We start from the raw sequence: 21991 nt of genomic DNA, 5'->3' as shown, positions 1-21991 counted from the left end.
GCGGTATGGTTGGGGATCAGTAACCGGCGTGCTTATTGACCAGGTTTTTCAGCGGCAGTCCACGGCGCTGGCGCTGAATGTTCTCCAGCAGCTGGCGGGCGATCACCTCAGCAGGGGCCGCAGAGGCCATATGCGGGGTGATGACCACCTGCGGATGGCGCCACAGCGGATCGTCCGCCGGCAATGGCTCCTGCGGGAAGACGTCGAGCACCGCCCCGGCGAGCTGTCCGCTCTCCAGCGCCGCCAGCACATCTTCATTGACCATATGCTCCCCGCGGCCGCAGTTGATCAACACCGCCCCGGCGGGTAGCTGGTTGAACAGCGGTGCGGCGAGGATACCGCGGGTCTGCGCGGTGAGCGGCAGGAGGTTAATCAGCCCGTCAAGCGACCCAAGGAAGTTGCCGAGCGCCTCCTCGCCGCGATAGCAGGTGACGCCAGCCAGCTGCTTTTCACTGCGCGACCAGCCGGAGACCCGATAGCCGAGGCGGGCCAGCTGGTCAGCGATATAGCCGCCAATTTCGCCCAGACCCATAATGCCGATATGGAAGTCGGCGGCGGCGCGCTGGGGATAGAGCTTCCAGGTTTGGGTTCGCTGGTGGGCCAGCGCCCGGTCGAAATGGCGCTGAAACCACAGGACGCTCCACAGGGCATATTCGAACATGCCGTGGCGAAAATCTTCATCGATCACCCGGCACAGCGGGATCTCGCTGGCGAACAGCGCGGGCGGCAGATGATCGACCCCGGCGGACGCGGCCTGGATCAGCTTCAGCCCCGGCGAGCGGCTCAGCAGCTGCGGGTCCGGGAACCAGCAGCTGGCGTACTGGGCGTCGCGCGCCGCCTGGTGATGGGGCAGAAGCGCCGTGACGTCGGGAAACTGCTGCAGGGCGGCGCAAATATCGCGGGCGAAATCCGCGTCGTTACAATCCACAACGATAGTGATATCAGACATAGGCGTTAGTCTTTGTAAGAGGTATCGAGACGGTCAAGACGGCGCAGCCACGCCTGCCAGACCTGTTGACGTTCATGCTCCACGCCCATCAGCTGCTCGCAGGCGTGTTGGCTGAGGTGCGGAGCGATGGTGTGGATCGGGCTGAGGGCCGCCAGCTGGGCGGTGGCCATCTGGATCTCGCAGGCGCGGTTCAGGTAGTACATGATGTAAAACGCGTCAGCCACGGTGCGGCCCACCGACAGCAGGCCGTGGCTCTGCAGGATCATGGCGATATTATTCCCCAGCGAGCGCTGGATGCGCGCCCGTTCGTCGAGGTCAAAAGCCACCCCTTCATAGGGATGGTAGCCGACGCGCTGGTAAAACTCGGTGCTGATCTGGTTGAGCTGCAGCAGGCCGTCCTCGCAGGCGGCCACCGCCATTCCCGGCAGCGTATGGGTGTGGATCACGCAGTGGGCGTCTTCCCGGGCCATATGCACCGCGCTGTGGATGGTGAATCCCGCCGAGTTAGCTGGCGCGTCGCCCTCTACGACCTTGCCCTGCATATCCACCACGATCAGGTTGCTGGCGGTGACTTCGTCAAACATCATGCCGAAGGGATTAATTAAAAAACGCGGCTCGCCATCGCCGGGCAGGCGCACGGAGAAGTGGGTGTAGAGGGTATCCTCCCAGCCGAACAGCGCCGCCAGCCGGTAGGCGGCGGCCAGCTGCTGGCGCAGGTGTTGCTCAGTTGCCATTTAGCGTACTCCCATAAATTCACGGATTCGTTGCAGAGAAGGGGCCTCCAGCGGGCTGCGGATCACCTGCGGGGCGATATCGGCCTGCACCACGCCGTTCTCCATCAGCACTACGCGGTCGGAAATCGACAGGGCGAAGTCCATCTCGTGAGTGACAATCAGCATGGTCATGCCTTCGCGGGCCAGCGACTGAATGACCTTCAGTACTTCGCCTACCAGCTCCGGATCCAGCGCCGAGGTTGGCTCGTCAAACAGCATAATGTCCGGCTTCAGCGCCAGCGCCCGGGCGATCGCCACGCGCTGCTGCTGGCCGCCGGAGAGCTGCCAGGGGTATTTGTGGGCATGGGCCAGCAGGCCGACGCGGTCGAGCAGCACCAGGGCCTGTTCTCTGGCGACCGGCTGGTCCAGCAGCTGGTGATAGCGCGGGGCCAGCATCACGTTGTCGAGCACCGTACGGTGGGGGAACAGGTTGAAGCTCTGGAAGACCATGCCGATGCGCCGCACCCCGGCGCGCATCTGGCGCTTATCAACGATGGCTCCGCCTTTCAGATAGTCTTCGCCGTAGAGAATGATCTCCCCGCCATCAATGCTTTCGAGGGCGTTGATGGTGCGGATCAGGGTGGTTTTGCCGGAGCCGGACGGGCCGATGATGCTGATCACCTCCCCGTTCTCCACCTGCAGATCGATGCCTTTCAGCACCTCATGCTGACCCCAGGATTTGCGGATGCCCCGCAGATCGAGCGCTGGCGGCGCGCCGTTGACGGCCGGGGTTTTGATCTCCTCCGTCAGCGCCGGCAGGCTCTGGCGCAGCGCCTGGCATTCCGCCTCGCTGAGGGTTTGCGGACGCTTACGCTGAATATCGAGACGATTTTCCAGCGCCCGGAACAGCCAGGTGAAGACGGTAACCACCATCACGTAGTACACCGCCACCGCCAGCAGGGTCTCCATCACGAGAAAATTCTGCGCATATAAGCGCTGGCCGGTGAGCAGCAGTTCGGGTAAGGAGACCACCGACAGAATCGAGCTCAGCTTAATGATGGTGATGTATTCATTGATCAGCGTCGGCAGCGAGATGCGAAACGCCTGAGGAATAACAATCAGCCGCTGGATGCCGATAAAGCTGAAGCTCAGCGCATGGCCCGCCTCGCTCTGCCCCTTGGCCACCGACAGCAGTCCGCCGCGGTGGATCTCCGCCATATAGGCCGCTTCGGTGACGGTCATCGACACCAGCCCGGCGATAAACGGCACCCCGAGCAGCGGCTGGGTCACCGGAAACAGCTGCGGCAGGTTGTAGACAAACACCAGCAGCACCATCAGCGGCACGCTGCGAAAAAACCAGATATAGAGTTCGACGGGGATCTTGACCCAGCGCGGCGCGGAGAGCTTCGCGCAGGCTAACAGAAAACCGACCACCAGGCCGATCCCCCAGGACAAGGTGCTGACCACGATCACGGTCACGCACGCCTGCCAGAATGCTCCAATGCTAAACAATGAAAAAAAGTATCCCCAATCGAACGCCATACTGACTCCTGTTGCGCAGTGCTTATTGTTTTAATCGATGCTTTCTAAGTTGTATTTCTTGATCAGCGCGGCATATTGGCCGTTGGCTTTCAGCGTGGCCAGGGTGGCCTTAATCGCCTCCGCCAGCTCGGTGTTGCCTTTGGCGACGTAGATCCCCAGCGGCAGCGGGTAGACCAGGCGCGTAGAGCTTATCCCCAGGCGGCCGCGGCTCTTGTCGACGATGATCTGCGCCGCCGGGGCAATCTCAAGCTGGGCGCCGATGTTCTTCGACAGCAGCGCCTGCGAGGCTTCCGGCGCCGTCGGGAACTCCTGAATGGTGATGGCCGGTTTGCCGTTTTTCAGGCACCACTCATCGGAGTGTTTTTTCAGGCTGGTCACCCAGGTAGTGCCTGCCTGCAGACCGACCTTCACACCGCAGAGCTCATCTTCGGTTTTCGGCTGCACCGCGCCGCCCTTCAGGGCGATGATCGACGCGCCGGAGAGGGCGTAAGGGATGGCGTCGGCCTGCTTCTGGCGTTCCGGCGTTACGTACATCCCGGAGATCACCGCATCATATTTCTTGCCGATGCCGAGGATCAGGCTGGTGAACTTGGTGTCGATCAGCTGCGGTTTGGCCTGCAGATGTTGGGCGATCAGCGCGGCAAAATCCGGGTCGAGACCGACGATGTTGTTATTGCTGTCATAGGACTCAAACGGCGGGTAGGTGACCTCCATCCCCACCTTAAAGACGCCCTCGGTCAGCAGTTCCGCCGCCTGGGTGACAGGGGAAAAACAGGCGCTGACGGCGAGGGTAAGCGCGACACGGCGCGAGATTTTTTTCAGGGTGCTAGTCATCATGGTTCCTCACGGGTGGTTAGGGGTTTTTTTGCTGTGCCTGTTTTTTCAAATGGCCAAACGTATTGGTGCCGCGCGCGCGCTCCGGTAGCTGAAGTTCACCGCGATTGACCTTCTCACGCAGGTAGCGATAGGTTTGCAGCGCCTGGCTCCACATATGCTCCCCGATGCTGAGCTCCTGATATTCACCGGCTTCGCCAGCGGCGAGAAAAGTCGGCAGCGGGCGGATCAGCGTGTGGTAATCACAGGCGAAAAACAGCGGGAAGGAGTACCGCTCCTGCGGCACTTTGCGCACCCGGTGGGCTGTAGCAACAAATGTGCCAGCGCTGAGCACTTCCAGCATGTCGCCGATATTGATCACGAACGCCTCTTCTCCGGCGGCGTTCTTGACGGGAGGTGCATCGATCCACACGCTTTCTTCATTGAGGACTTCAAGGCCGGGCTGGTCGGCGAGCAGCAGGGTGAAGCACTCATAATCGGTATGTGCACCAATTCCGGGAACATCTTCGACGCTGGCGTCGAACGGGTAATGGATCAGCCGCAGCTTGGCCGGCGGGCAGGTCACCATCGGTTTGAAATACCCTTCCGGCAGGCCGAGCGCGAGGGCGAAAGCGTCGAACAGACGGTGGCCGAGGGCGAAAACCGCATCATAGTAGGCCAGCACCCGCGCGCGGAAATCCGGCAGATCGGGCCACTCATTGGCGCCGATCAGCGGCGTGCCGGCGAGCACCAGCGGATGGTCATCCGCTGCCTGGAAGCCGATATCGAAAGCCTCTTTATGGTCCGGCTTGCCGGAGCCGTAGATCTCTTCTCCTTCCGGAACGTAGCCCTTATGGCTTTTGGAGTGGCCGATGTAATAGTTCATCTTCTCCTCCATCGGCAGGGCGAAGATCTGCTTCGCCGCCTCGCGGACGCCGGCGATCAGCGCCGGGTCGATGCCGTGGCCGGTGATGTAGAAAAAGCCCACCTCGCGAGCCGCGCGGCCGATGGCGTCGGCCACCGCCTGGCGCCTGGCGAGATCGTCGCCGGCCAGATCGCGGATATCGATGGTCGGGAGTTCAGTAAAAGCGTGCTTCACGGCGGTCATGGCTGCGGTTCCTGTTCAGTGAGCGTTAAAAACTGCTGAAAGTGGGCCTGCTGGCGCGCGACCATCCAGGCGTTGAGCGACCAGAGATCGGCCACCGGGACGTTGGTGAACGGCAGATGGTGCAGATAGCCGTCGGCGCCAAACTCCGGGGTCAGCGTGGTCTGCGGGTAGCCGCGCTGGCGCTGTGAATGCCAGATTTGCTGCCAGAAGCGCTCGGCAAAAGTCAGCGCCGGCTGATACTCCGGCGCCGCCGGGTGCGGCACCTGTGGCCCCTGGTCGTAGCCCACCCGAGCCTGCACATGATGCACGCGGTCGATAAAGGCGCTGAAGTCATCGCAGGGGTCATCCAGCAGGCGCTCGCTGACCACCACCCAGTGGCTGATGTCGGCGGTAAAGCGCAACTGGGGGAGCTGCTGAATGATCTCCAGCGTGAGCCACGGGCTGTACAGCGAGGTGGCGCGATGGGTTTCAAAGCTGCAGGTCAAACCAAACCCGGCGGCCAGCTCGTGCGCCTTGCCGAGAAAATCGACCTGCTGCGCCAGCGGCCAGCGATCGTTGCCCGCCAGCAGATTGACAAAGCGAGGGTTGAGGCTGCAGGCCTCGGCGAAGCGGGTCTGCAGGCGCGCCAGATGCTGCTCCGGCGTTTCATGCTGGGCGGGGAGCACTCCGCCGCCGCTGAAAAGAATGGCGATATACTCCAGCCCCGACGCCTGTAGGCGGTCGGCGAGCTCCCGCCGCTCGGCCACCGTTAACGGCACGCGGGCTTCGATACCGCAGCAGCCGACGCGCTGCAGTTCATCCAGCGTTTGCGACCAGGGGGTGGTGACTCCCCAGAGGGTGCGAAAGCATTTCAGCTCCATGGCGGCTTCCTCAGGCGTACTTCACGCCGGGCAGGACGCAGAGCATCTCGTACAGCAGGTTGGCCGCCAACTGGGAGGTATTGCCGCTCACGTCATAGGGGGGAGAGACCTCGACCAGATCGGCGCCAATCAGGTTCAGGCCGCGGCAGCCGCGGACGATCTCCAGCGCCTGAATGGAGGTCAGGCCGCCGACTTCCGGCGTCCCGGTTCCCGGAGCCCAGATGGGATCGAGGCTGTCGATATCAAAGCTGAGATACACCGGCCCGTCGCCCATCTGCTGACGAACTTCGGCCATCAGCGGCGCCAGCGAGGTATGCCAGCACTGCTCCGCCTGCACCAGGCGAAAGCCCTGGTCAACGCCCCACTGGAAGTCGCCGGCGGCGTAGCCCTGGGCGCGCTGGCCAATCTGCACCACCCGTTTGAGGTCGAGCAGTCCCTCCTCAACGGCGCGGCGGAAGGTGGTGCCGTGGGCGATTTTCTCTCCGAACATCTCATCATTGGTATCGGTATGGGCGTCGACGTGGATGAGCCCTACCGGACCATATTTTTTGGTCAGCGCCCGCAGGATCGGCAGGGTAATGGTGTGGTCCCCGCCGAGGGTTAGCGGGATCAGCGGATAACTATTCAAACCGGTGTAGTAATCTTCGATAATTTGCACCGATTTGAGCAGGCTGTAGGTATTGATCGGCACATCGCCGATGTCGGCCACCGACAGCGAGTCGAACGGCGCGGCGCCGGTCGCCATATTGTACGGACGGATCATCACCGATTCGGCGCGAATATAGCGCGGTCCGTAGCGCGTACCTGAGCGCTGCGAGGTGCCGATATCCAGCGGAATGCCGACAAATGCCGCGTCAAGTCCCTGTAAATCTTCGATAAACGGCAGGCGCATCATTGTGGCGCGGCCGGCGAAGCGTGGCATCTCATTGCCACCCTGCGGTTGGTGAAAGAGGTTATCCATGTCTGCTCCTGAATCTGACGGATGAAACGTAACAGGAGAGATAGTGCGCAACCCGCGCTGGACTTTACATCGTCTGACGTAAATACTCAGTTCATTTATTGGTGAACTAAATACGATGCATCACGACGCCAGCCTTAATATTCGACAGCTGCAGGTTTTCGAGGCGGTGGCCCGCCTGGAGAGCTACAGCCGGGCCCAGCAGGAGCTGGGCATTTCGGTCTCCGCCATCAGCAATGCCATGTCGCAGCTGGAGGGACAGCTCGGCTTCACCCTCTGCCAGCGCGGGCGCGGCGGCTTTTCCCTGACCGAGAAAGGTCAGCAGTTTTTACAGCAGGCGATCCGCGTGCTGAGCGAACTCAATGAGCTGGAGCGGCAGTCGGCGCTGCTCAAAGGGGAGCACAGCGGCACCCTGTGTATCTCGACGCTTGACTCCATCGAGACCGAAACGGCGCTCTCGCTGCCGGTGGTTCTGCGCAGCTTCAGCGACAAATTTCCCCATGTGCATATCAAACTGATTATTCGTACCCCGGCGGAGCAACTGAACGGCGTGCTGAACAACCATATCGACCTGGCCATCGGCAGCTACAACTCGCAGGTGCATAACATCATCAGCGAGCCGTTGTACCGCGAACAGCACTGGCTCTACTGCAGCGATCTGCACCCGATGTTCTTCAGCCGTCAGCTGGATAAAGAGCAGATCAGCCAGTGCCCGCTGGTGACCCGCAGCTACTGGAACACCAGTGACCTGCGCCGCCGGGGCTTCAGCAAAGGCAGCGCCACCGTCGAGACCGTCGACGCCCAGCTGCTGCTGATCCTCTCGGGGAAATATATTGGCTATCTGCCGGAGCATTACGCCTGGCCGTGGATCAAAGAGAACCGCCTGCGGGTGCTGCTGCCCAACGAGTTTGGTTTTCAGTCGCCATTCTCGGCCATCTGCAAGCGCGGGCGCAGCAATGAGCCCTACCTGAAAGCGTTCCGCGACCTGCTGAAGAAAAACACGGTGGCGCGGCCGAAGTGGAATTACTGAGTGGGGTAGGGGCCTCCCTCCGTCGCGGTGGTGGTTCTGGCGCTCAGCGCACTGCCCGGTGGGGTTGTTTCCCCTGTTCAAAAAACGAACGGCAGCCGGTAGCCCGCTTGTGCTGGGGCTGCCAGGCAACTGCCTCCAGGTTATCCACAGGGTTAGGCGCCGCTGGTGTGGACAGGTCGTGGGGCGACAGGGTGCGGCTAGCGGAACAAAAGATGGCATTTGCGTTAAATAAAACGGTACGAAAGGGAATCTGTGTTTGCCCCGCCTTTGCCCGTGAAATCAGAAAATTTACTTCGCAGGCTAACCGCAGATTGCTTCAAAAAAATTCCCGTATTTGTTATATTGTTGTTCATTGATTATTCACCTCTGCGGTGCCAAAAAGAACAAGATTCACCGCAACCCAGGACAATACCATGTTAGATTACCGCTTCCCGACAGCTTTGCAGATGGTTCTCAGCGTAGCAATGGCGGAGCAGATGGGTGAACGTTCGACGAGTGCGATTCTGGCCTACGGACTGGAAGCGAACCCGAGCTTTATCCGTAAACTAATGGTTCCGCTTACTCGTGACGGCATCATCGTCTCCACGCTTGGCCGTAACGGCTCTATTCATCTTGGCCGCCCGGCGGACAAGATCACCCTGCGTGATATCTATCTTTCGGTTATTGAAGATAAAAAGCTGTGGGCGTCGCGTCCCGAAGTTCCGGCCCGCTGTGTGGTCAGCGCCAACGCCTGTTGGTACTTCAAATCGATTGCCGATGAAGCAGAGCAGGCTTCGCTAAATGTCCTTGCTCGTCACACCGTGGCCAGCGCGCTGGAGGCGGTGAAAAATGGCGATAGCAGCGGCTGCGACCCGGTGCCGGAAATGATCGCCCGCTTTAAAAAAGCGCATTAATCATTTTCTGGTGACGAAAAAAAACCGCCTTCAATTGTGAAGGCGGTTTTTTGTTATCTGCTGCAGGTTAGGCGGGCAGATCCTCCTGGACCGGCTTCCTGCGGGTCACCAGTTTTCGCAGCGTCACGTAAAACACCGGTGTCAGGAACAGACCGAACAGCGTCACGCCCAGCATCCCGGAGAACACCGTGATCCCGGTGACACCGCGGACTTCCGCCCCCGCGCCATGGCCGAGGATCAGCGGAATGGTCCCGGCGATAAAGGCGATGGAGGTCATCACGATCGGGCGCAAACGCAGGCGGCATGCCTCCAGCGCCGCTTCCATGATGCCTTTCCCCTGGATCTCCAGCTCGCGGGCAAACTCGACGATCAGAATGGCGTTTTTACAGGCCAGCCCCATCAGGACCACCAGACCCACCTGCACGAAGACGTTGTTATCGCCGCCGGTCAGCCAGACGCCAAACAGCGCGGAGAGCATCGTCATCGGTACGATAAGGATCACCGCCAGCGGCAGGGTCCAGCTTTCATACAGCGCGGCCAGCACGAGGAACGCCAGCAGCACCGCCACCGGGAAGACGATCAGCGCCGTGTTGCCCTGGGTGGCCTGCTGGAAGCTCAGATCCGTCCACTCAATATTCATCCCATTCGGCAGGATCTGCTTCGACAGCTCCTCAAGATGCGTCATCGCCTGCGAAGAAGAGAGGACCCGCGGATCGGCATCGCCAATCAGGTCCGCCGCCGGATAACCGTTGTAGCGGATCACCGGATCCGGCCCGTAGGTGGTACTGATATTCACCATACTGCCGATCGGCACCATTTCACCCTGATTATTGCGGGTGCGCAGATTAGCAATATCTTCCACGCTCTCGCGGAATGGTCCGTCAGCCTGGGCCATCACGCGCCAGGTACGCCCGAACTGGTTAAAGTCATTGACATAAGACGAGCCGAGATAGGTCTGCAGCGTGCCGAACAGATCGGTTAGCGACACCCCCTGCGCTTTCGCCTTATCGCGATCGACCTGCACGTCCAGCTGCGGCACGTTAGCCTGGTAAGTCGAGATCGGGAAGTGCATCCCCGGCGTCTGCATAATCGCCCCGGACATCGCATTCACCGCGCTTTGCAGCGCGCCATAGCCCAGCCCACCGCGATCCTGGATGTACAGGGAGTAGCCGGAACCCTGACCCAGTCCTAAAATCGGCGGCGGCAGGATGGAGAAGCCAAAGCCTTGCTGGATTTGCGCGATTTTGGCGTTGATCTCCGCGTTAATTTCCGCCGCCGTGTGTTTGCGCTGGTCGAACGGTTTCAGGCCAAAAAAGACCGTCCCGGTATTCGGCGTGTTGGTGAACTGCAGCGCATTAAGCCCCGGGAAAGCGACCGCATAATCGACCCCTTCGGTATTCATCCCGATCTCGCTCATTTTGCGGATCACCGCGTCGGTGCGCGCCAGCGACGAACCTTCCGGCATCTTCACGCCGCCAATGAGATACAGCTTATCCTGGGTGGGAATAAACCCGCCGGGGACGACTTTAAACATCACCCCAGCGGCGCAGAGCAGCAGCAGATACACCACAAACACCGCGCCACGGCGTCCGAGGGTTTTGCTCACCAGTCCCTGATAGCCGTTCGAGCTGCGCAGGAAAAAGCGGTTAAACGGACGGAAAATCCAGCCAAACAGACGATCGATCAGCCGGGTAGGGAGGTCTTTCTTCGCGCCGTGCGGCTTTAACAGCAGGGCCGCCAGCGCCGGGGAGAGCGTCAGCGAGTTGATGGCCGAGATCACCGTCGAGATGGCGATGGTCACCGCAAACTGTTTGTAGAACTGGCCGGTGACCCCGGAGAGAAACGCCATCGGCACGAACACCGCACACAGCACCAGCGCAATGGCGATAATCGGCCCGGAGACCTCACGCATCGCCTGATGCGCCGCGGCAAGCGGCGCAAGCCCCTCTTCGATATTACGCTCAACGTTCTCCACCACCACGATGGCGTCGTCCACCACGATACCGATAGCCAGTACCAGCCCGAACAGGCTCAGGGTATTCAGCGAGAAGCCCAGCAGATAGAGAATGCTGAAGGTACCCACCACCGATACCGGCACGGCGATCAATGGGATAATCGACGCGCGCCAGGTCTGCAGGAACAGGATCACCACCAGCACCACCAGCACCACTGCTTCCAGCAGCGTCTGCACCACCGCACGGATGGAGTCGCGCACGAAAACCGTCGGGTCGTACGGCGCCGCCCATTTCATATCTTCCGGGAAGCGGGTGGCCAGTTCAGCCATTTTGGCGCGTACCGCGTTCGACAGATCGATGGCGTTAGCCCCCGGCGACTGGAAGATACCGATCCCGACCGCATCCTTATTGTTGAGCTGGGAGCGCAGCGCATAGCTACCGGAACCCATCTCGATGCGCGCCACGTCGCGCAGGCGGACCAGCGAGCCGTCCTGCGCCGTTTTCAGAATGATATTGCCAAACTCTTCTTCGGTATGCAGACGGCCCTGGGCGTTAATGGAGATCAGGAAATCGCTCTCCTGCGGCAGCGGCTCGGCGCCAAGCTGTCCGGCAGACACCTGGACGTTTTGCTCCTGCATCGCCGTCACCACATCCGAGGCTGTCAGACCGCGGGCCGCGACCTTATTGGGATCCAGCCAGACGCGCATCGCATATTCACCGGAGCCAAAAATCTGGATCTGGCCGACGCCGGGCAGGCGCGCCAGCTCATCCTTCACTTTCAGCGTGGCGTAGTTGCGCATATACAGCGAGTCGTACTTACCGTTTGGCGAAAACAGATGCACCACCAGGGTTAGCGTCGGAGACTGTTTCTGGGTGGTGATGCCCAGACGGCGTACATCCTCCGGCAGACGCGCTTCCGCCTGCGCGACCCGGTTCTGCACCTGAACCTGCGCCTGATCCGGGTCGGTACCCGGGCGGAAGGTGACGGTGGTGACCAGCACGCCGTCGGAGCCAGCGACCGATTTCATGTACATCATGTTTTCAACGCCGTTGATCGCTTCCTCCAGCGGCGTCGCCACGGTCTCGGCAATCACTTTCGGGTTGGCGCCGGGATACTCCGCGCGCACCTGGACGCTCGGCGGGACGACGTCCGGATATTCGCTCACCGGCAGCAGCGGGATAGCGATTAACCCGGTGATAAAAATTAAAATCGACAGCACCGCGGCGAAAATCGGCCTGTCGATAAAAAAGCGGGAAAAGTCCATGTGTTGGATTCTCTGATTAGGGATCAGTTGAGGGCGGCGCTGGTGGTCATGGCAACGGTTTTGGCATTCACCGGCATACCCGGCATAAACACTTTTTGTAACCCGTCGACGATGACGCTATCCCCAGGGTTCAGCCCCTTCTGAACGATGCGTAAACCGTCTGCCAGCCGCCCCGGGGTAATATCGCGTCGCTGTGCTTTACCATCTTTATCAACGATATAGACGTATTTACGATCCTGATCGGTCAGTACCGCTTTGTCGTCGATCAGCGTGGCGTTGAACTCCGCGCTGCCCGGCAGACGCACGCGGGCAAACAGCCCCGGTGTGAACAGACGCTGCGAGTTATCCAGCAGCGCGCGCATGCGGATGGTGCCGGTACTCGGCGTTAACTGATTATCGAGAAAATCCACTTTGCCCTGATGGGGGTAGCCCTCCTCGCCAACCAGGCCAATCTCCACCGGGAGCGCCTGATTATCGCTGGACGCGCCTTGCCCGCGGCGAGCAAGGTTTTGATAGTGAAGATAGGTTGACTCGTCGACGTCGAAGTAGACGTACACCGTCTTCTGCGAGACCAGAGTGGTGAGCACGCTGGCGGTGTCGCCCGCGGTGACCAGGTTACCGCTGGTGATCAGCGCCCGGCTGGCGCGGCCATCGATAGGCGCGGTCACTTTGGTGAAGTCGAGGTTAAGCTGCGCGGCATCCACCGCCGCCTGCGCGGCGCGAATATCAGCCTGCGCCTGAACCGCGGCTGACCGGCGCTGCTCCCACTCTTCACGGGAGACAAGATTGGTATGGACTAATTTATCGGTGCGGTTCGCCTCGCTTTGCGCCAGGCTGGCCTGCGTTTTGGCTCTCGCCAGCGTTGCCTGCGCCTGCTCCAGGGCGGCGCGATAGGTTCTGTCATCTATCGTGAACAGCACCTGGCCCTTTTTCACTTCCTGACCGTCGGTGTAATTCACTTTATCAATATATCCCGAGACGCGAGGGCGAAGCTGAACGCTCTCCACCGCTTCAATGCGACCGTTAAAACTATCCCACTGACTGATCGACTTCACCAGCACCTTAGCGGCGCTGACCGTCGGGGCGGGAGGCGCGGCGTTTTGCGCGACGCTGTTGTCGCAGCCGACGAGCAGAAAGGAGAGCATCATCGCGCCGAGCGCGGTCAGGTGAATGTTTCCCCAGGTTTTTTGCAGGCTCATTATTTTTATTCCGGTAATTGTAGCCGCCGGGCAAGACGCAGCGTGAGAGGCCGCGCCACTTCCTTTGTCCGGGCTGGCTTAAGGCCATTTGTGTCGATCATCGCCACAAAACTGTAACAATTTCGAATACACTATCGCGGCGATTGTAGGAAGGCGCTTAACTAAGTGCAAGAATAATTGTTGCACTTTATGTGCGGTCCTGGCTGGAGACAAAAACCGCGATCCCGGCGCGGATTTAAATGTAACAATAAAACTTGCATTTTGTGTGAAACCAGTCCACCTTTAAATGCAACTGATAAAGATGCTTTTAACCGGCTGCGCGGAGGTAACATGATGAACACTGGCGCCATCATTCAGGATCTCATTGACTGGATCGACAACCATCTTGATAGCCGTCTGGATATAGACACCGTTGCCCGACGATCCGGCTATTCGAAGTGGCACCTGCAGCGGATCTTCAAAGAACATACCGGGCAGCCCCTCGGAGAATATATTCGGGCGCAAAAGCTGGAAAAGTCGGTCGAACGCTTAGCCCACAGCAACGAGCCGATCCTGAACGTGGCGATCGCCCTCGGCTTTGACTCCCAGCAGTCCTTCAACCGCAGCTTCAAGCGCCAGTATGGCCAGGCGCCCGGCGTCTGGCGCCGGAGTATCAGCCGCTCTGCTGCGCAGACATCTCGTCAGTAAGCCACATGACCGGGGAGGGTCAGTCCTGACCCGGCCCATGATCGAATTTGCTGCCCTTACCGATGGCATAGAACTGCCCGCCTGCGACATAGTGAACGGTCCGTAGCTCGTCCGGCGCATCATCAAAAATCCAGTGTCCGTTACGGAATACCCGATCATCGCTCCAGGCGGCGACGATGTCGCCCAGAAACAGATTGTGTTGCTGCTGAATGTCCGGGTAGGGCATCACTTTGCACACCAGCCAGCCCGCGCAGCCTGCCACGAGGGGGATGTCGAGCCCCGGCTGATAAATGAAGGGGATGGCGTCATTTTTATCCGGCGCGTCGGCATAGCTGCGCCCGCCAGCGTAGAGGACGGTTGCCATCTGGCTGACTACGGGGATCTGCACCACGAAATAGCCGCTCTTTTCCACCAGCTGACGAGTGAAGGCCTGGGTGCCAATATAGGCCACCACTTTTCGCTCGCCTGCCAGCCCAACCCAGGCGGCTGACATGACATTTTCGACGCCATTATATTTTGCGGAAATCATGGTGGTGGACCCGACCTGCAATAAACGATACGCCTTACTTAATTCGACAGGCTGCACGGACATTATTTTTCCTTTATGCGTGTTATTTAACGTAATGATTATCTGGATATTTATTGAGGGCATGTTCATTTTCGGCCCCTCCTTCGTCATCCACCGAGCAACGATACGCCAGGCGATTAAGCGCAAAAAGATGCGTAAATTGTTTTCATTATTCATAATCAACAAATAATCATGCCGTCTGTCGGTAAGCCGCTCGCTTCAGGGGAGAAAGAAGGTGGATCGTATCCAGGCTATGCAGATGTTTATGCGCGTCGCGGAGGCAGGGAGCTTCGTGCGTGCCGCGGAAAACCTTTCCCTGCCCGCCTCCACTGTCACCAGTACCATTAAAAACCTTGAGAAATACCTGAAGGTGCGGCTGCTGAATCGGACCACAAGGCGGGTGAGCCTTACCCCTGAAGGGCTGCAGTATCTGGCGCAGTGCCGGGAAATTCTCGCCCTCATCGAACATAGTGAATCCACCCTGAGCGAGTCTGTCGCGCGGCCTCAGGGGCGCCTGCGGGTTGATATGCCCGCGGGCATCGCGCATTTCATCGTCATGCCGCATCTGCCGGACTTTTACCGACGCTATCCCGATATCTACCTGATGATCGGCGTCAGCGATCGCCAGGTCGATCTTATTCAGGAAGGCGTCGACTGCGTGATACGAACGGGAGAGCTGAACAACTCCAGCCTGGTGGCCCGCCCTCTGGGCCGCTTTCGCTGGGTAACCTGCGCGTCACCGGACTATCTTCGGGAATATGGCGTGCCGCCGTCACCGGAGGCGCTCTCTCAGCACCGGGCGGTGCATTATTTCTCTGGCCAGGCGAGGCGGGCCGATGAGTTCCGCTTCATTCGCCACGGGGAGACCTTTTCTGTACCCGTCAGCGGCAACGCCGCGGTGAATGAAACGGGGCTCTATATAAAAATGTGCCTGGCGGGCTTCGGGCTGGCGCAGCTGGCGGAGAATATCGTTGCTGACCACCTGCAGGAGGGGAGGCTGGTGGAAGTGCTGACGGACTGGCAGCCGCCCCCGGTACCCGTCACATTGCTCTATCCGCACCAGCGCTTTCTCTCTCCCGCCGTGCGGGCGTTTGCTGAGTGGATGAGCGAGGTGGTCTGAGGGAGGTATTGCTTGCATTTAGCGCTTCGCGATGGAGCGTAGGGTTCCAGCAGAAATATCTGGTCTGCTGATGAATCGCTCGATATTCTGTAATGCTTTGTCTTTTTTGTGAACAGGAAAAAGTATGCTTAATACGCTACCCGATTTACACAGAAGTTTTGCAGAGCAACTGAAGCTTAAATTACAGTCTGATTCGCGGATCCACTCCCTTCTCGCTGGCGGCTCGTTTATCCATGGCGGGTTTGATCAATACTCCGATCTGGATTTCGTGGTGGTGGTCGACCCTTTCTATTATGACGAAATCATGGCTCAGCGTATGGCGTTCGCCGGAACGCTCGGCCATCTGCTACATGCTTTCACCGGGGAACACGTCGGTGAGCCTCGCCTGCTGATCTGCCTGTTTGGCCCGGAACTTCTGCATGTCGATCTGAAATTTATCACTCTGGACATGCTCACTCAGCGCGTTGAAGAGCCTGCCGTGTTATTTACCCGAGATAACGATGCTCTAGAGCGACAACTGGCAAAATTTAGCGCGCACTGGCCGGATATGACGCCGGAGTGGTTTGAGTCCCGAGCCTGGATCTGGCTGCATTATGCCGTGGTTAAACTGGGCAGGGGGGAACTCTTCGAAGCGCTGGGGATGCTGTCTTTCTTCCGGGAACAAGTGCTGGGACCGATGCTGTTCCGTCGCGCCAATCTACCGCAACGCGGTGTTCGCCGAATAGAAGCCCTCGGCATTGATCCCGATGGCCTGCTGACTTCCACCCTGGCAACGCACGATCGTCACTCCGTCGGGATTGCCATTCGAAGGGCTGCTGACGCTTATGTCACTCTGCGGGCTGATGCGCTGCCTGACAATATCGCAGACGATGCGGCGCGTCGGGCGGTCCTTGCCATGCTGGATGCGTATTCTGACAAGGGGTAAATCTTTGCCTCTGGCCGCTGACGCGGCCGGAGTGTGAAAGGGTTGTGCGAGTGTCGTGGGAGGTCTAATTCTGAGAGGGGGGTTGGCGGGTAATTGGTAGCGCGAAAACAACAGAGCTTTCGTTGGGCCTATCAATGGGCCTAAAAGGTGCGGATTTAATGAGTTCTCTTCGGACTTCGCGGGATAAATTCAAGGCACAAAAAAGCCCGCAGGGCTTGCGCCGTGCGGGCTTTCAGGACTTCATCGGATGACTCTGGTAATCACCGATGGAGAATTTTGGTGGAGCTGGCGGGAGTTGAACCCGCGTCCGAAATTCCTACATCCTCGGCACTACATGCTTAGTCAGTCTTTACATTCGCTTGCCAGCTGCGGACAGACACGCCACTAACAAACTAGCCTGATTAGATTTAACGCTTCAACCCCAGGCAGGGCATCCACGCGATCTCTTTTGGGTTTGACCTCTCTTTGATCCCCGTCTTAAGAGCGGAAGCTAGGGAGAGAGGGCTCAGAGCAGGGTATTAAGCTGCTAAAGCGTAGTTTTCGTCGTTTGCGACTATTTTTTGCGGCTTTTTACGAGGCCAACCGCCCCTCGGCATGCACCTTGGGTTTCGCAAATCCCGTCGAATCCAGAATCAGCCCCAATGTGTAGGTCAAGTATAACAGATTTGTGAATGTCGTTACCAGCCCCATTACGCAGGATTGTTTCAACGGGGTGGATGAAAAAGCAGCATCAACAAGGATATAGCGTAAGGGCCAGCGATAGCTGGCCCTCGGGGAGGGGGTTAGCGTCCGGCGTGCTTCATAATACGCGCCTTATCCAGCGCCCATTCACGATCTTTCAGATCGGTACGCTTGTCGTGTTGTTTCTTACCTTTGGCGACGCCGATTTTCACTTTGCACCAGGCGTTCTTCCAGTACAGCGACAGGGCGACAACGGTGTAACCTTCGCGGTTAATGCGGCCGTACAGGGTGTCCAGCTCACGCTGGTTAAGCAGCAGCTTACGAGTGCGCGTCGGGTCGCACACATAGTGGGTGGAAGCCACGGCCATGGGCGTAAAGTTGGCGCCGAACAGGAAGGCTTCGCCATCCTTCAGGATGACATAGCTATCGCCGATGTTGGCTTTGCCTGCACGCAGGGATTTGACTTCCCAGCCCTGCAGGGCGAGACCAGCCTCGTATTCATCTTCGATAAAGTATTCGTGACGGGCGCGTTTATTCAGCGCAATGGTGGCTGATCCAGGTTTGTGGGCTTTTTTCTTAGTCATAATGTCCTGAAGTCATCGTCTTATACACAGTTACCTCGATCGCATCCTGCGAGGTGTACTGCGCATCTTAGCACGAGTTGCGGCACAGCGTTTTTTTTAGCAGCAGATAAATGATATTATTTGCACTGTGTTTAAATGTGGAACCTGCTATGCCTCAGATTAGCCGTACTGCGCTGGTGCCTTTCAGCGCGGAACAGATGTATCAACTGGTAAACGATGTGAAGTCCTATCCTGATTTTCTGCCAGGCTGCACCGGTAGCCGCGTGCTGGAATTCGGGCCGACGCAAATGACGGCGGCGGTTGATGTGTCCAAAGCCGGCATCAGTAAGACCTTCACGACCCGGAATACACTGACCAGTAACCAGAGCATTTTGATGAGCCTGGTGGATGGCCCGTTCAAGAAGCTGATTGGCGGCTGGAAGTTTATTCCGCTGAGTCCCGAGGCGTGCAAAATCGAGTTCCATCTCGATTTTGAATTTACCAATAAGCTGATTGAGATGGCCTTTGGTCGGGTCTTCAAGGAACTGGCCGCCAACATGGTGCAGGCGTTCACTTCGCGCGCCAAAGAGGTCTACAGTGCCAGCTAATATTCGTGTTGAGGTTGCCTACGCGCTGCCTGAAAAGCAGTATCTGCAGCGAGTCACCCTGGATGAGGGAGCGACGGTCGAGCAGGCGATTATCGCCAGCGGGCTACTGGCCCTGCGTGATGACATCGATTTGGCGAAGAACAAGCTGGGTATCTACAGTCGTCCGGTTAAGCTGCATGACGAAGTTCACGACGGCGACCGGGTCGAAATCTATCGCCCGCTGATCGCAGACCCGAAAGAGCTGCGTCGCCAGCGGGCAGAGAAAAGCGCTGCGAAGTAACCCACAGCAGCAGACCGGCTATCAGCCATAAAAAAAGCGCTCATCGAGCGCTTTTTGCTTTTCCGGGCCTTACTGACTGGTCAGCGCGGGCTTGTTATCAATGTTAGTTAACACGCCGCCGCTGTTGAACGTCAGGGTCAGGGTCTGCTGAGTCACTTTCTCGTGGCCCGGCTCCTGACGGAATACATAGAACCAGGTGTTGGTGCCGAACGGATCCGACATCATTGGCGTTCCGAGAGCATAAGCAACCTGCTGTTGCGTCATACCGACACGAATTTTTGCTACATCGTTAGGTGCCAGATAGTTACCCTGGTTGATGTCAGGACGGTAAACCACTCGTTCCAGAGTAGAACAGCCTGCGGTCAACATAAGAAGAACCGCTGCGGCAGCAGTCAGCGTTTTACAGCGCATAGTGATTTGATTCCTTTTTGGGCCCGAGCAGTACGTGGCTCATCTGTAATATGCCGATAATAATAGACCTTCGCGCCGATGGAAACCTCCGGCTGCAGGTCAGCAGGCAATTTGCTGTTCACTATGACCCTGTGAAAATCAAAAAGTTTACGCCGCAAGCAACTCTTTCGCGTTCGCCAGGGTGTTGCGCGTGACCTCGCTGCCGCCCAGCAGACGAGCCAGCTCCTGCAGACGAGCGCGCTTATCCAGCGGCTGCATATGGGTTTCGGTCATCTCGCCATCGGTCTCTTTGCAGACAAAGAAATGATGGTGGCCGCAGCCCGCAACCTGCGGCAGGTGGGTCACACACATCACCTGCGTGGACTCGCCCAGCTGGCGCAGCAGCTTGCCGACCACGGCGGCGGTCGGGCCGCTGATGCCGACGTCCACTTCGTCGAAGATTAGCGCCGGGGTTTCCATTTTACGCGCGGTGATCACCTGAATCGCCAGCGCAATGCGCGACAGTTCGCCGCCGGAGGCCACTTTGGCGATCGGCTGCAGCGGCTGACCCGGGTTAGTGGTGACACGGAACTCAATATGGTCGGCGCCGTCGGCGGTCAGATGGCGTTCATCGAAAGCGACCTCAATCGCAAAGACCCCGTGCGGCATCGAAAGTGAGTGCATACTCTCGGTGATAAGCTGGGTCAGCTCGTCGGCGCTGGCCTGGCGCAGGGCGTGCAGCTGACGTGCAGTCTCCAGCGCCAGCTGATGATGTTCGACCACCTGCTGGCTGAGGGATTCCAGCGAGCCGGCGCTGTCGTCCAGCAGGCGCTGCTCTTCCAGCATCGCCTGATAAACCGCCGGCAGCTCTTCCGGCATCACCTGATGTTTACGCGCCAGCGCGATTTGCCGGGAAATACGCTGCTCAAGTTCGAACAGACGGTTCGGATCGAGATCCAGACGGTCGTGATAGTGGCGCAGCTCGTCGCTGGCCTCGCTGAGCTGAATGGCTGCCTCTTCCAGCATATCCAGCACGCCGGAAAGCTTGCTGTCCATACCCACCAGCTCGCTGACCAGTTGCTTCGCGGTATAAAGCTGGCTCTGGAGATTGGCCTCTTCGCCGTCCGCCAGTACCGTCAGGGCGTGCTGGCAGGTGCTGAGCAACTGCCCGCTGTTGGCCAGGCGCTTGTACTCTTCGTCAATCTGCTCAAACTCGCCCGCCAGCGGGTTAAATTCGTTCAGCTCTTTAAGCTGATACTGCAGTAGATCGGCGCGGGCGGCCCGCTCCTGGCTCTGCTGCTGGTGTTGAGCCAGCTCGCGGCAACTCTGGTGCCACTGACGGTAATGCTCGGCCATACGCTGAGTAAGCGCATACTCACCGGTATAGCCGTCGAGTAGCGTTTTCTGGTGTTCGGGTTTGGTTAACAGCTGGTGCGCATGCTGGCCGTGGATCTGGATCAGCAGCTGGCCCAGCTCGCGCAGTTGCGAGAGCGGGACGACTGTGCCGTTGATGAAGCCGCGCGAGCGGCCGTCAGCGCTGATCACCCGGCGAAGTAAACACTCACGCCCGCTCTCCAGTTGGTTCTCTTCCAGCCAGCGCTGGGCGGCCGGGGTATCTTTCAGCGCGAAGCGCGCGCACAGGTCGGCACGGGTGGCGCCGCGACGCACCATGTCGGCTTCCGCTCTGCCGCCGAGGCACAGCCCCAGCGCGTCGATGGCAATGGATTTCCCGGCGCCGGTTTCCCCGGTGATAGCGGTCATGCCGCTGTGGAAATCAATTTCCAGTTCACGAACGATAGCAAAATTACTGATGGTGAGTTGCGCCAACATAGCTGCCTTCCTGTATGAAAAACCAATACTGTGTTTTCGTACAGTATAGACTGGTTTTTTATCCAGTAAAGAGGCAGCGATGTAAATCAGAACAATTTTTTCGACCAGCCGAGCTTGGTGCTTAATGTATTGAAATAGCTGTAATCTTTAGGGTGAATAAGATTGAGGTGATAATCACAGCGGCGAATGAGAACGTCTTCGCCATCCTGGATCGGCAGGGCAATCTGGCTGTCGCAGCTGATCTCCAGATCGCTGCAGCGATGCGAGAAGCGCAGACGGATGGTGCTGTCGCCGTTGATCACCAGCGGTCGCGCTGAAAGGGTGTGCGGGAACATCGGCACCAGGGTGATGGCGTCCAGCGACGGCGTGAGGATCGGGCCGCCGGCCGACAGCGAATAGGCCGTGGAGCCGGTCGGGGTGGAGATTATCAGGCCATCGGATCGCTGAGAGAACGCAAAGACTTCGTCGATATAGACTTCGAACTCAATCATATGCGCCACTTTGCCCGGGTGCAGCACCACTTCGTTGATGGCGGTGCTGATGCGTTTCTGGCAATCCTGCTGGCACACCTGGGCCTCCAGCAGAAAGCGTTTCTCGGCGATATAGTGGCCTTCCAGCACGTCGGCGAGCTGCTGCAGGGCGTTGTCCGGGTCAAGGTCGGTGAGAAAGCCGAGGTTGCCGCGGTTAATGCCGATGACGTTAATGTCATACCGGGCCAGGGTCCGCGCCGCGCCGAGCATATTGCCGTCGCCGCCCACCACCACCGCGAGGTCGGCCTGTTGACCAATCTCCGCCAGCGTGCCGGTTTTCACGTTGCTGAGCTGAAGTTCATGGGCGATCTGCTGTTCAACCAGCACTTCATACCCTTTGCTGCACAGCCAGCGCCAGAGCATTTCATGTGTGGTCAGGGCGGTGGGGTGACGAGGATGTCCCACAATGCCGATACACTTGAAATGGTTCTTCATGATCTGGATGTCCTTGCGTTAAATGAAATAGTGACAATCTGTCCGCTTCCCTTGAAACCCGGAAACTGATCCCCATAATAAGCGAAGTT

At 58.8% G+C, this 21991-nt stretch carries 21 protein-coding genes and 1 other RNA gene; 7 read left to right on the top strand and 15 right to left on the bottom strand.

The window, feature by feature from the left end:
* Positions 1-16 precede the first annotated feature (16 nt).
* The 7 genes from CWM61_RS25290 to speB are packed head-to-tail and all read right to left on the bottom strand — an operon-like array spanning position 17 to position 6946.
* Positions 17-949, bottom strand: coding sequence for a 2-hydroxyacid dehydrogenase (locus CWM61_RS25290; protein ID WP_061153609.1), 933 nt, complete (start codon positions 947-949; stop codon positions 17-19).
* Positions 950-954: 5 nt separating this feature from the next.
* Positions 955-1683 (bottom strand): class II aldolase/adducin family protein, encoded by a 729-nt coding sequence (locus CWM61_RS25285; protein ID WP_004899997.1) that lies wholly within the window; start codon positions 1681-1683, stop codon positions 955-957.
* Positions 1684-3204 carry an amino acid ABC transporter permease/ATP-binding protein gene (locus CWM61_RS25280; protein WP_074387812.1) on the bottom strand — a complete coding sequence of 507 codons (1521 nt, stop codon included), beginning with the start codon at positions 3202-3204 and terminating at the stop codon, positions 1684-1686.
* Between the two features lie 30 nt (positions 3205-3234).
* Entirely contained in the window at positions 3235-4038 is an 804-nt protein-coding gene (locus tag CWM61_RS25275) for an ABC transporter substrate-binding protein (protein ID WP_016161662.1), read from the bottom strand.
* 19 nt (positions 4039-4057) lie between these two features.
* Positions 4058-5125: an isopenicillin N synthase family dioxygenase gene (locus CWM61_RS25270; protein WP_004145695.1), complete on the bottom strand. Its 1068-nt coding sequence runs from the start codon at positions 5123-5125 to the stop codon at positions 4058-4060.
* On the bottom strand, positions 5122-5985 hold the full coding sequence (locus CWM61_RS25265; RefSeq protein ID WP_100632144.1) for a sugar phosphate isomerase/epimerase family protein: 864 nt from the start codon (positions 5983-5985) through the stop codon (positions 5122-5124). Before CWM61_RS25265 ends, CWM61_RS25270 begins: the two co-directional genes overlap by 4 nt.
* 10 nt (positions 5986-5995) lie before the next feature.
* Positions 5996-6946 carry an agmatinase gene (gene speB, locus CWM61_RS25260; RefSeq protein WP_100632143.1) on the bottom strand — a complete coding sequence of 317 codons (951 nt, stop codon included), beginning with the start codon at positions 6944-6946 and terminating at the stop codon, positions 5996-5998.
* A gap of 115 nt (positions 6947-7061) precedes the next feature.
* On the opposite strand from speB, the gene CWM61_RS25255 reads away from it, so the two are divergent.
* Positions 7062-7973, top strand: coding sequence for a LysR family transcriptional regulator (locus CWM61_RS25255; RefSeq protein ID WP_002914199.1), 912 nt, complete (start codon positions 7062-7064; stop codon positions 7971-7973).
* 413 nt (positions 7974-8386) lie between these two features.
* Positions 8387-8866 carry an RrF2 family transcriptional regulator gene (locus CWM61_RS25250; protein WP_008806108.1) on the top strand — a complete coding sequence of 160 codons (480 nt, stop codon included), beginning with the start codon at positions 8387-8389 and terminating at the stop codon, positions 8864-8866.
* 67 nt (positions 8867-8933) lie between these two features.
* Here the strand turns inward: CWM61_RS25250 and CWM61_RS25245 are convergent, their stop codons facing one another.
* Entirely contained in the window at positions 8934-12086 is a 3153-nt protein-coding gene (locus CWM61_RS25245; protein WP_012967412.1) for a multidrug efflux RND transporter permease subunit OqxB9, read from the bottom strand.
* Positions 12087-12109: 23 nt separating this feature from the next.
* Positions 12110-13285, bottom strand: coding sequence for a multidrug efflux RND transporter periplasmic adaptor subunit OqxA (gene oqxA, locus CWM61_RS25240; RefSeq protein WP_100632142.1), 1176 nt, complete (start codon positions 13283-13285; stop codon positions 12110-12112).
* Positions 13286-13618: 333 nt separating this feature from the next.
* On the opposite strand from oqxA, the gene CWM61_RS25235 reads away from it, so the two are divergent.
* The gene (locus tag CWM61_RS25235) at positions 13619-13972 is read left to right on the top strand and encodes a helix-turn-helix domain-containing protein (RefSeq protein WP_077274722.1); all 354 of its coding nucleotides are present in this window, start codon (positions 13619-13621) and stop codon (positions 13970-13972) included.
* Positions 13973-13991: 19 nt separating this feature from the next.
* Here CWM61_RS25235 and CWM61_RS25230 read toward each other — a convergent pair whose 3' ends face one another.
* Positions 13992-14564, bottom strand: coding sequence for a flavin reductase family protein (locus CWM61_RS25230; RefSeq protein ID WP_100632141.1), 573 nt, complete (start codon positions 14562-14564; stop codon positions 13992-13994).
* Positions 14565-14775: 211 nt separating this feature from the next.
* Here CWM61_RS25230 and CWM61_RS25220 point away from each other — a divergent pair, with 211 nt between their 5' ends.
* A complete protein-coding gene (locus CWM61_RS25220; protein WP_100632139.1) occupies positions 14776-15660 on the top strand; it encodes a LysR family transcriptional regulator in 885 nt (294 codons plus the stop codon).
* Between the two features lie 124 nt (positions 15661-15784).
* Positions 15785-16585: a hypothetical protein gene (locus CWM61_RS25215; RefSeq protein ID WP_100632138.1), complete on the top strand. Its 801-nt coding sequence runs from the start codon at positions 15785-15787 to the stop codon at positions 16583-16585.
* 277 nt (positions 16586-16862) lie between these two features.
* Here CWM61_RS25215 and ssrA read toward each other — a convergent pair.
* Together ssrA and smpB are read right to left on the bottom strand one after the other, a co-directional pair.
* Positions 16863-17225, bottom strand: a transfer-messenger RNA (tmRNA) gene (gene ssrA, locus CWM61_RS25210).
* A gap of 142 nt (positions 17226-17367) precedes the next feature.
* Positions 17368-17850: an SsrA-binding protein SmpB gene (smpB, locus tag CWM61_RS25205; RefSeq protein WP_002914164.1), complete on the bottom strand. Its 483-nt coding sequence runs from the start codon at positions 17848-17850 to the stop codon at positions 17368-17370.
* A gap of 149 nt (positions 17851-17999) precedes the next feature.
* Between smpB and CWM61_RS25200 the strand changes: the two genes are divergently transcribed.
* Positions 18000-18437, top strand: coding sequence for a type II toxin-antitoxin system RatA family toxin (locus CWM61_RS25200; RefSeq protein ID WP_008806099.1), 438 nt, complete (start codon positions 18000-18002; stop codon positions 18435-18437).
* The gene (locus CWM61_RS25195) at positions 18427-18717 is read left to right on the top strand and encodes an RnfH family protein (protein WP_004145682.1); all 291 of its coding nucleotides are present in this window, start codon (positions 18427-18429) and stop codon (positions 18715-18717) included. The genes CWM61_RS25200 and CWM61_RS25195 overlap by 11 nt, the downstream gene beginning before the upstream one ends.
* 69 nt (positions 18718-18786) lie before the next feature.
* Here CWM61_RS25195 and bamE read toward each other — a convergent pair whose 3' ends face one another.
* From bamE to nadK, 3 genes are all read right to left on the bottom strand, one after another.
* A complete protein-coding gene (bamE, locus tag CWM61_RS25190; RefSeq protein WP_008806098.1) occupies positions 18787-19128 on the bottom strand; it encodes an outer membrane protein assembly factor BamE in 342 nt (113 codons plus the stop codon).
* 147 nt (positions 19129-19275) lie between these two features.
* Positions 19276-20937 (bottom strand): DNA repair protein RecN, encoded by a 1662-nt coding sequence (gene recN, locus CWM61_RS25185; RefSeq protein ID WP_100632137.1) that lies wholly within the window; start codon positions 20935-20937, stop codon positions 19276-19278.
* A gap of 86 nt (positions 20938-21023) precedes the next feature.
* Complete coding sequence (gene nadK / locus CWM61_RS25180) at positions 21024-21902, bottom strand: NAD(+) kinase (protein WP_002914158.1); 879 nt, start codon at positions 21900-21902, stop codon at positions 21024-21026.
* Between the last annotated feature and the right edge of the window lie 89 nt (positions 21903-21991).

Source organism: Klebsiella sp. K-Nf6, from assembly GCF_002806655.1.
Taxonomy (GTDB): Bacteria; Pseudomonadota; Gammaproteobacteria; order Enterobacterales; family Enterobacteriaceae; genus Klebsiella; species Klebsiella variicola.
The sequence above is the reverse complement of the archived record's forward strand: the minus strand, read 5'-3'. Positions and strand labels throughout refer to the sequence as shown.

What these genes read in the sequence shown, in the direction of transcription:
- CWM61_RS25270 (WP_004145695.1), bottom strand. Translation starts at nt 5,125, where the DNA reads ATGACCGCCGTGAAGCACGCTTTTACTGAACTCCCGACCATCGATATC.
- bamE (WP_008806098.1), bottom strand. Translation starts at nt 19,128, where the DNA reads ATGCGCTGTAAAACGCTGACTGCTGCCGCAGCGGTTCTTCTTATGTTG.
- CWM61_RS25290 (WP_061153609.1), bottom strand. Translation starts at nt 949, where the DNA reads ATGTCTGATATCACTATCGTTGTGGATTGTAACGACGCGGATTTCGCC.
- CWM61_RS25245 (WP_012967412.1), bottom strand. Translation starts at nt 12,086, where the DNA reads ATGGACTTTTCCCGCTTTTTTATCGACAGGCCGATTTTCGCCGCGGTG.
- CWM61_RS25285 (WP_004899997.1), bottom strand. Translation starts at nt 1,683, where the DNA reads ATGGCAACTGAGCAACACCTGCGCCAGCAGCTGGCCGCCGCCTACCGG.
- CWM61_RS25275 (WP_016161662.1), bottom strand. Translation starts at nt 4,038, where the DNA reads ATGACTAGCACCCTGAAAAAAATCTCGCGCCGTGTCGCGCTTACCCTC.
- CWM61_RS25265 (WP_100632144.1), bottom strand. Translation starts at nt 5,985, where the DNA reads ATGGAGCTGAAATGCTTTCGCACCCTCTGGGGAGTCACCACCCCCTGG.
- oqxA (WP_100632142.1), bottom strand. Translation starts at nt 13,285, where the DNA reads ATGAGCCTGCAAAAAACCTGGGGAAACATTCACCTGACCGCGCTCGGC.
- smpB (WP_002914164.1), bottom strand. Translation starts at nt 17,850, where the DNA reads ATGACTAAGAAAAAAGCCCACAAACCTGGATCAGCCACCATTGCGCTG.
- CWM61_RS25215 (WP_100632138.1), top strand. Translation starts at nt 15,785, where the DNA reads ATGCTTAATACGCTACCCGATTTACACAGAAGTTTTGCAGAGCAACTG.
- CWM61_RS25200 (WP_008806099.1), top strand. Translation starts at nt 18,000, where the DNA reads ATGCCTCAGATTAGCCGTACTGCGCTGGTGCCTTTCAGCGCGGAACAG.
- CWM61_RS25230 (WP_100632141.1), bottom strand. Translation starts at nt 14,564, where the DNA reads ATGTCCGTGCAGCCTGTCGAATTAAGTAAGGCGTATCGTTTATTGCAG.
- CWM61_RS25255 (WP_002914199.1), top strand. Translation starts at nt 7,062, where the DNA reads ATGCATCACGACGCCAGCCTTAATATTCGACAGCTGCAGGTTTTCGAG.
- CWM61_RS25235 (WP_077274722.1), top strand. Translation starts at nt 13,619, where the DNA reads ATGAACACTGGCGCCATCATTCAGGATCTCATTGACTGGATCGACAAC.
- CWM61_RS25250 (WP_008806108.1), top strand. Translation starts at nt 8,387, where the DNA reads ATGTTAGATTACCGCTTCCCGACAGCTTTGCAGATGGTTCTCAGCGTA.
- nadK (WP_002914158.1), bottom strand. Translation starts at nt 21,902, where the DNA reads ATGAAGAACCATTTCAAGTGTATCGGCATTGTGGGACATCCTCGTCAC.
- speB (WP_100632143.1), bottom strand. Translation starts at nt 6,946, where the DNA reads ATGGATAACCTCTTTCACCAACCGCAGGGTGGCAATGAGATGCCACGC.
- recN (WP_100632137.1), bottom strand. Translation starts at nt 20,937, where the DNA reads ATGTTGGCGCAACTCACCATCAGTAATTTTGCTATCGTTCGTGAACTG.
- CWM61_RS25280 (WP_074387812.1), bottom strand. Translation starts at nt 3,204, where the DNA reads ATGGCGTTCGATTGGGGATACTTTTTTTCATTGTTTAGCATTGGAGCA.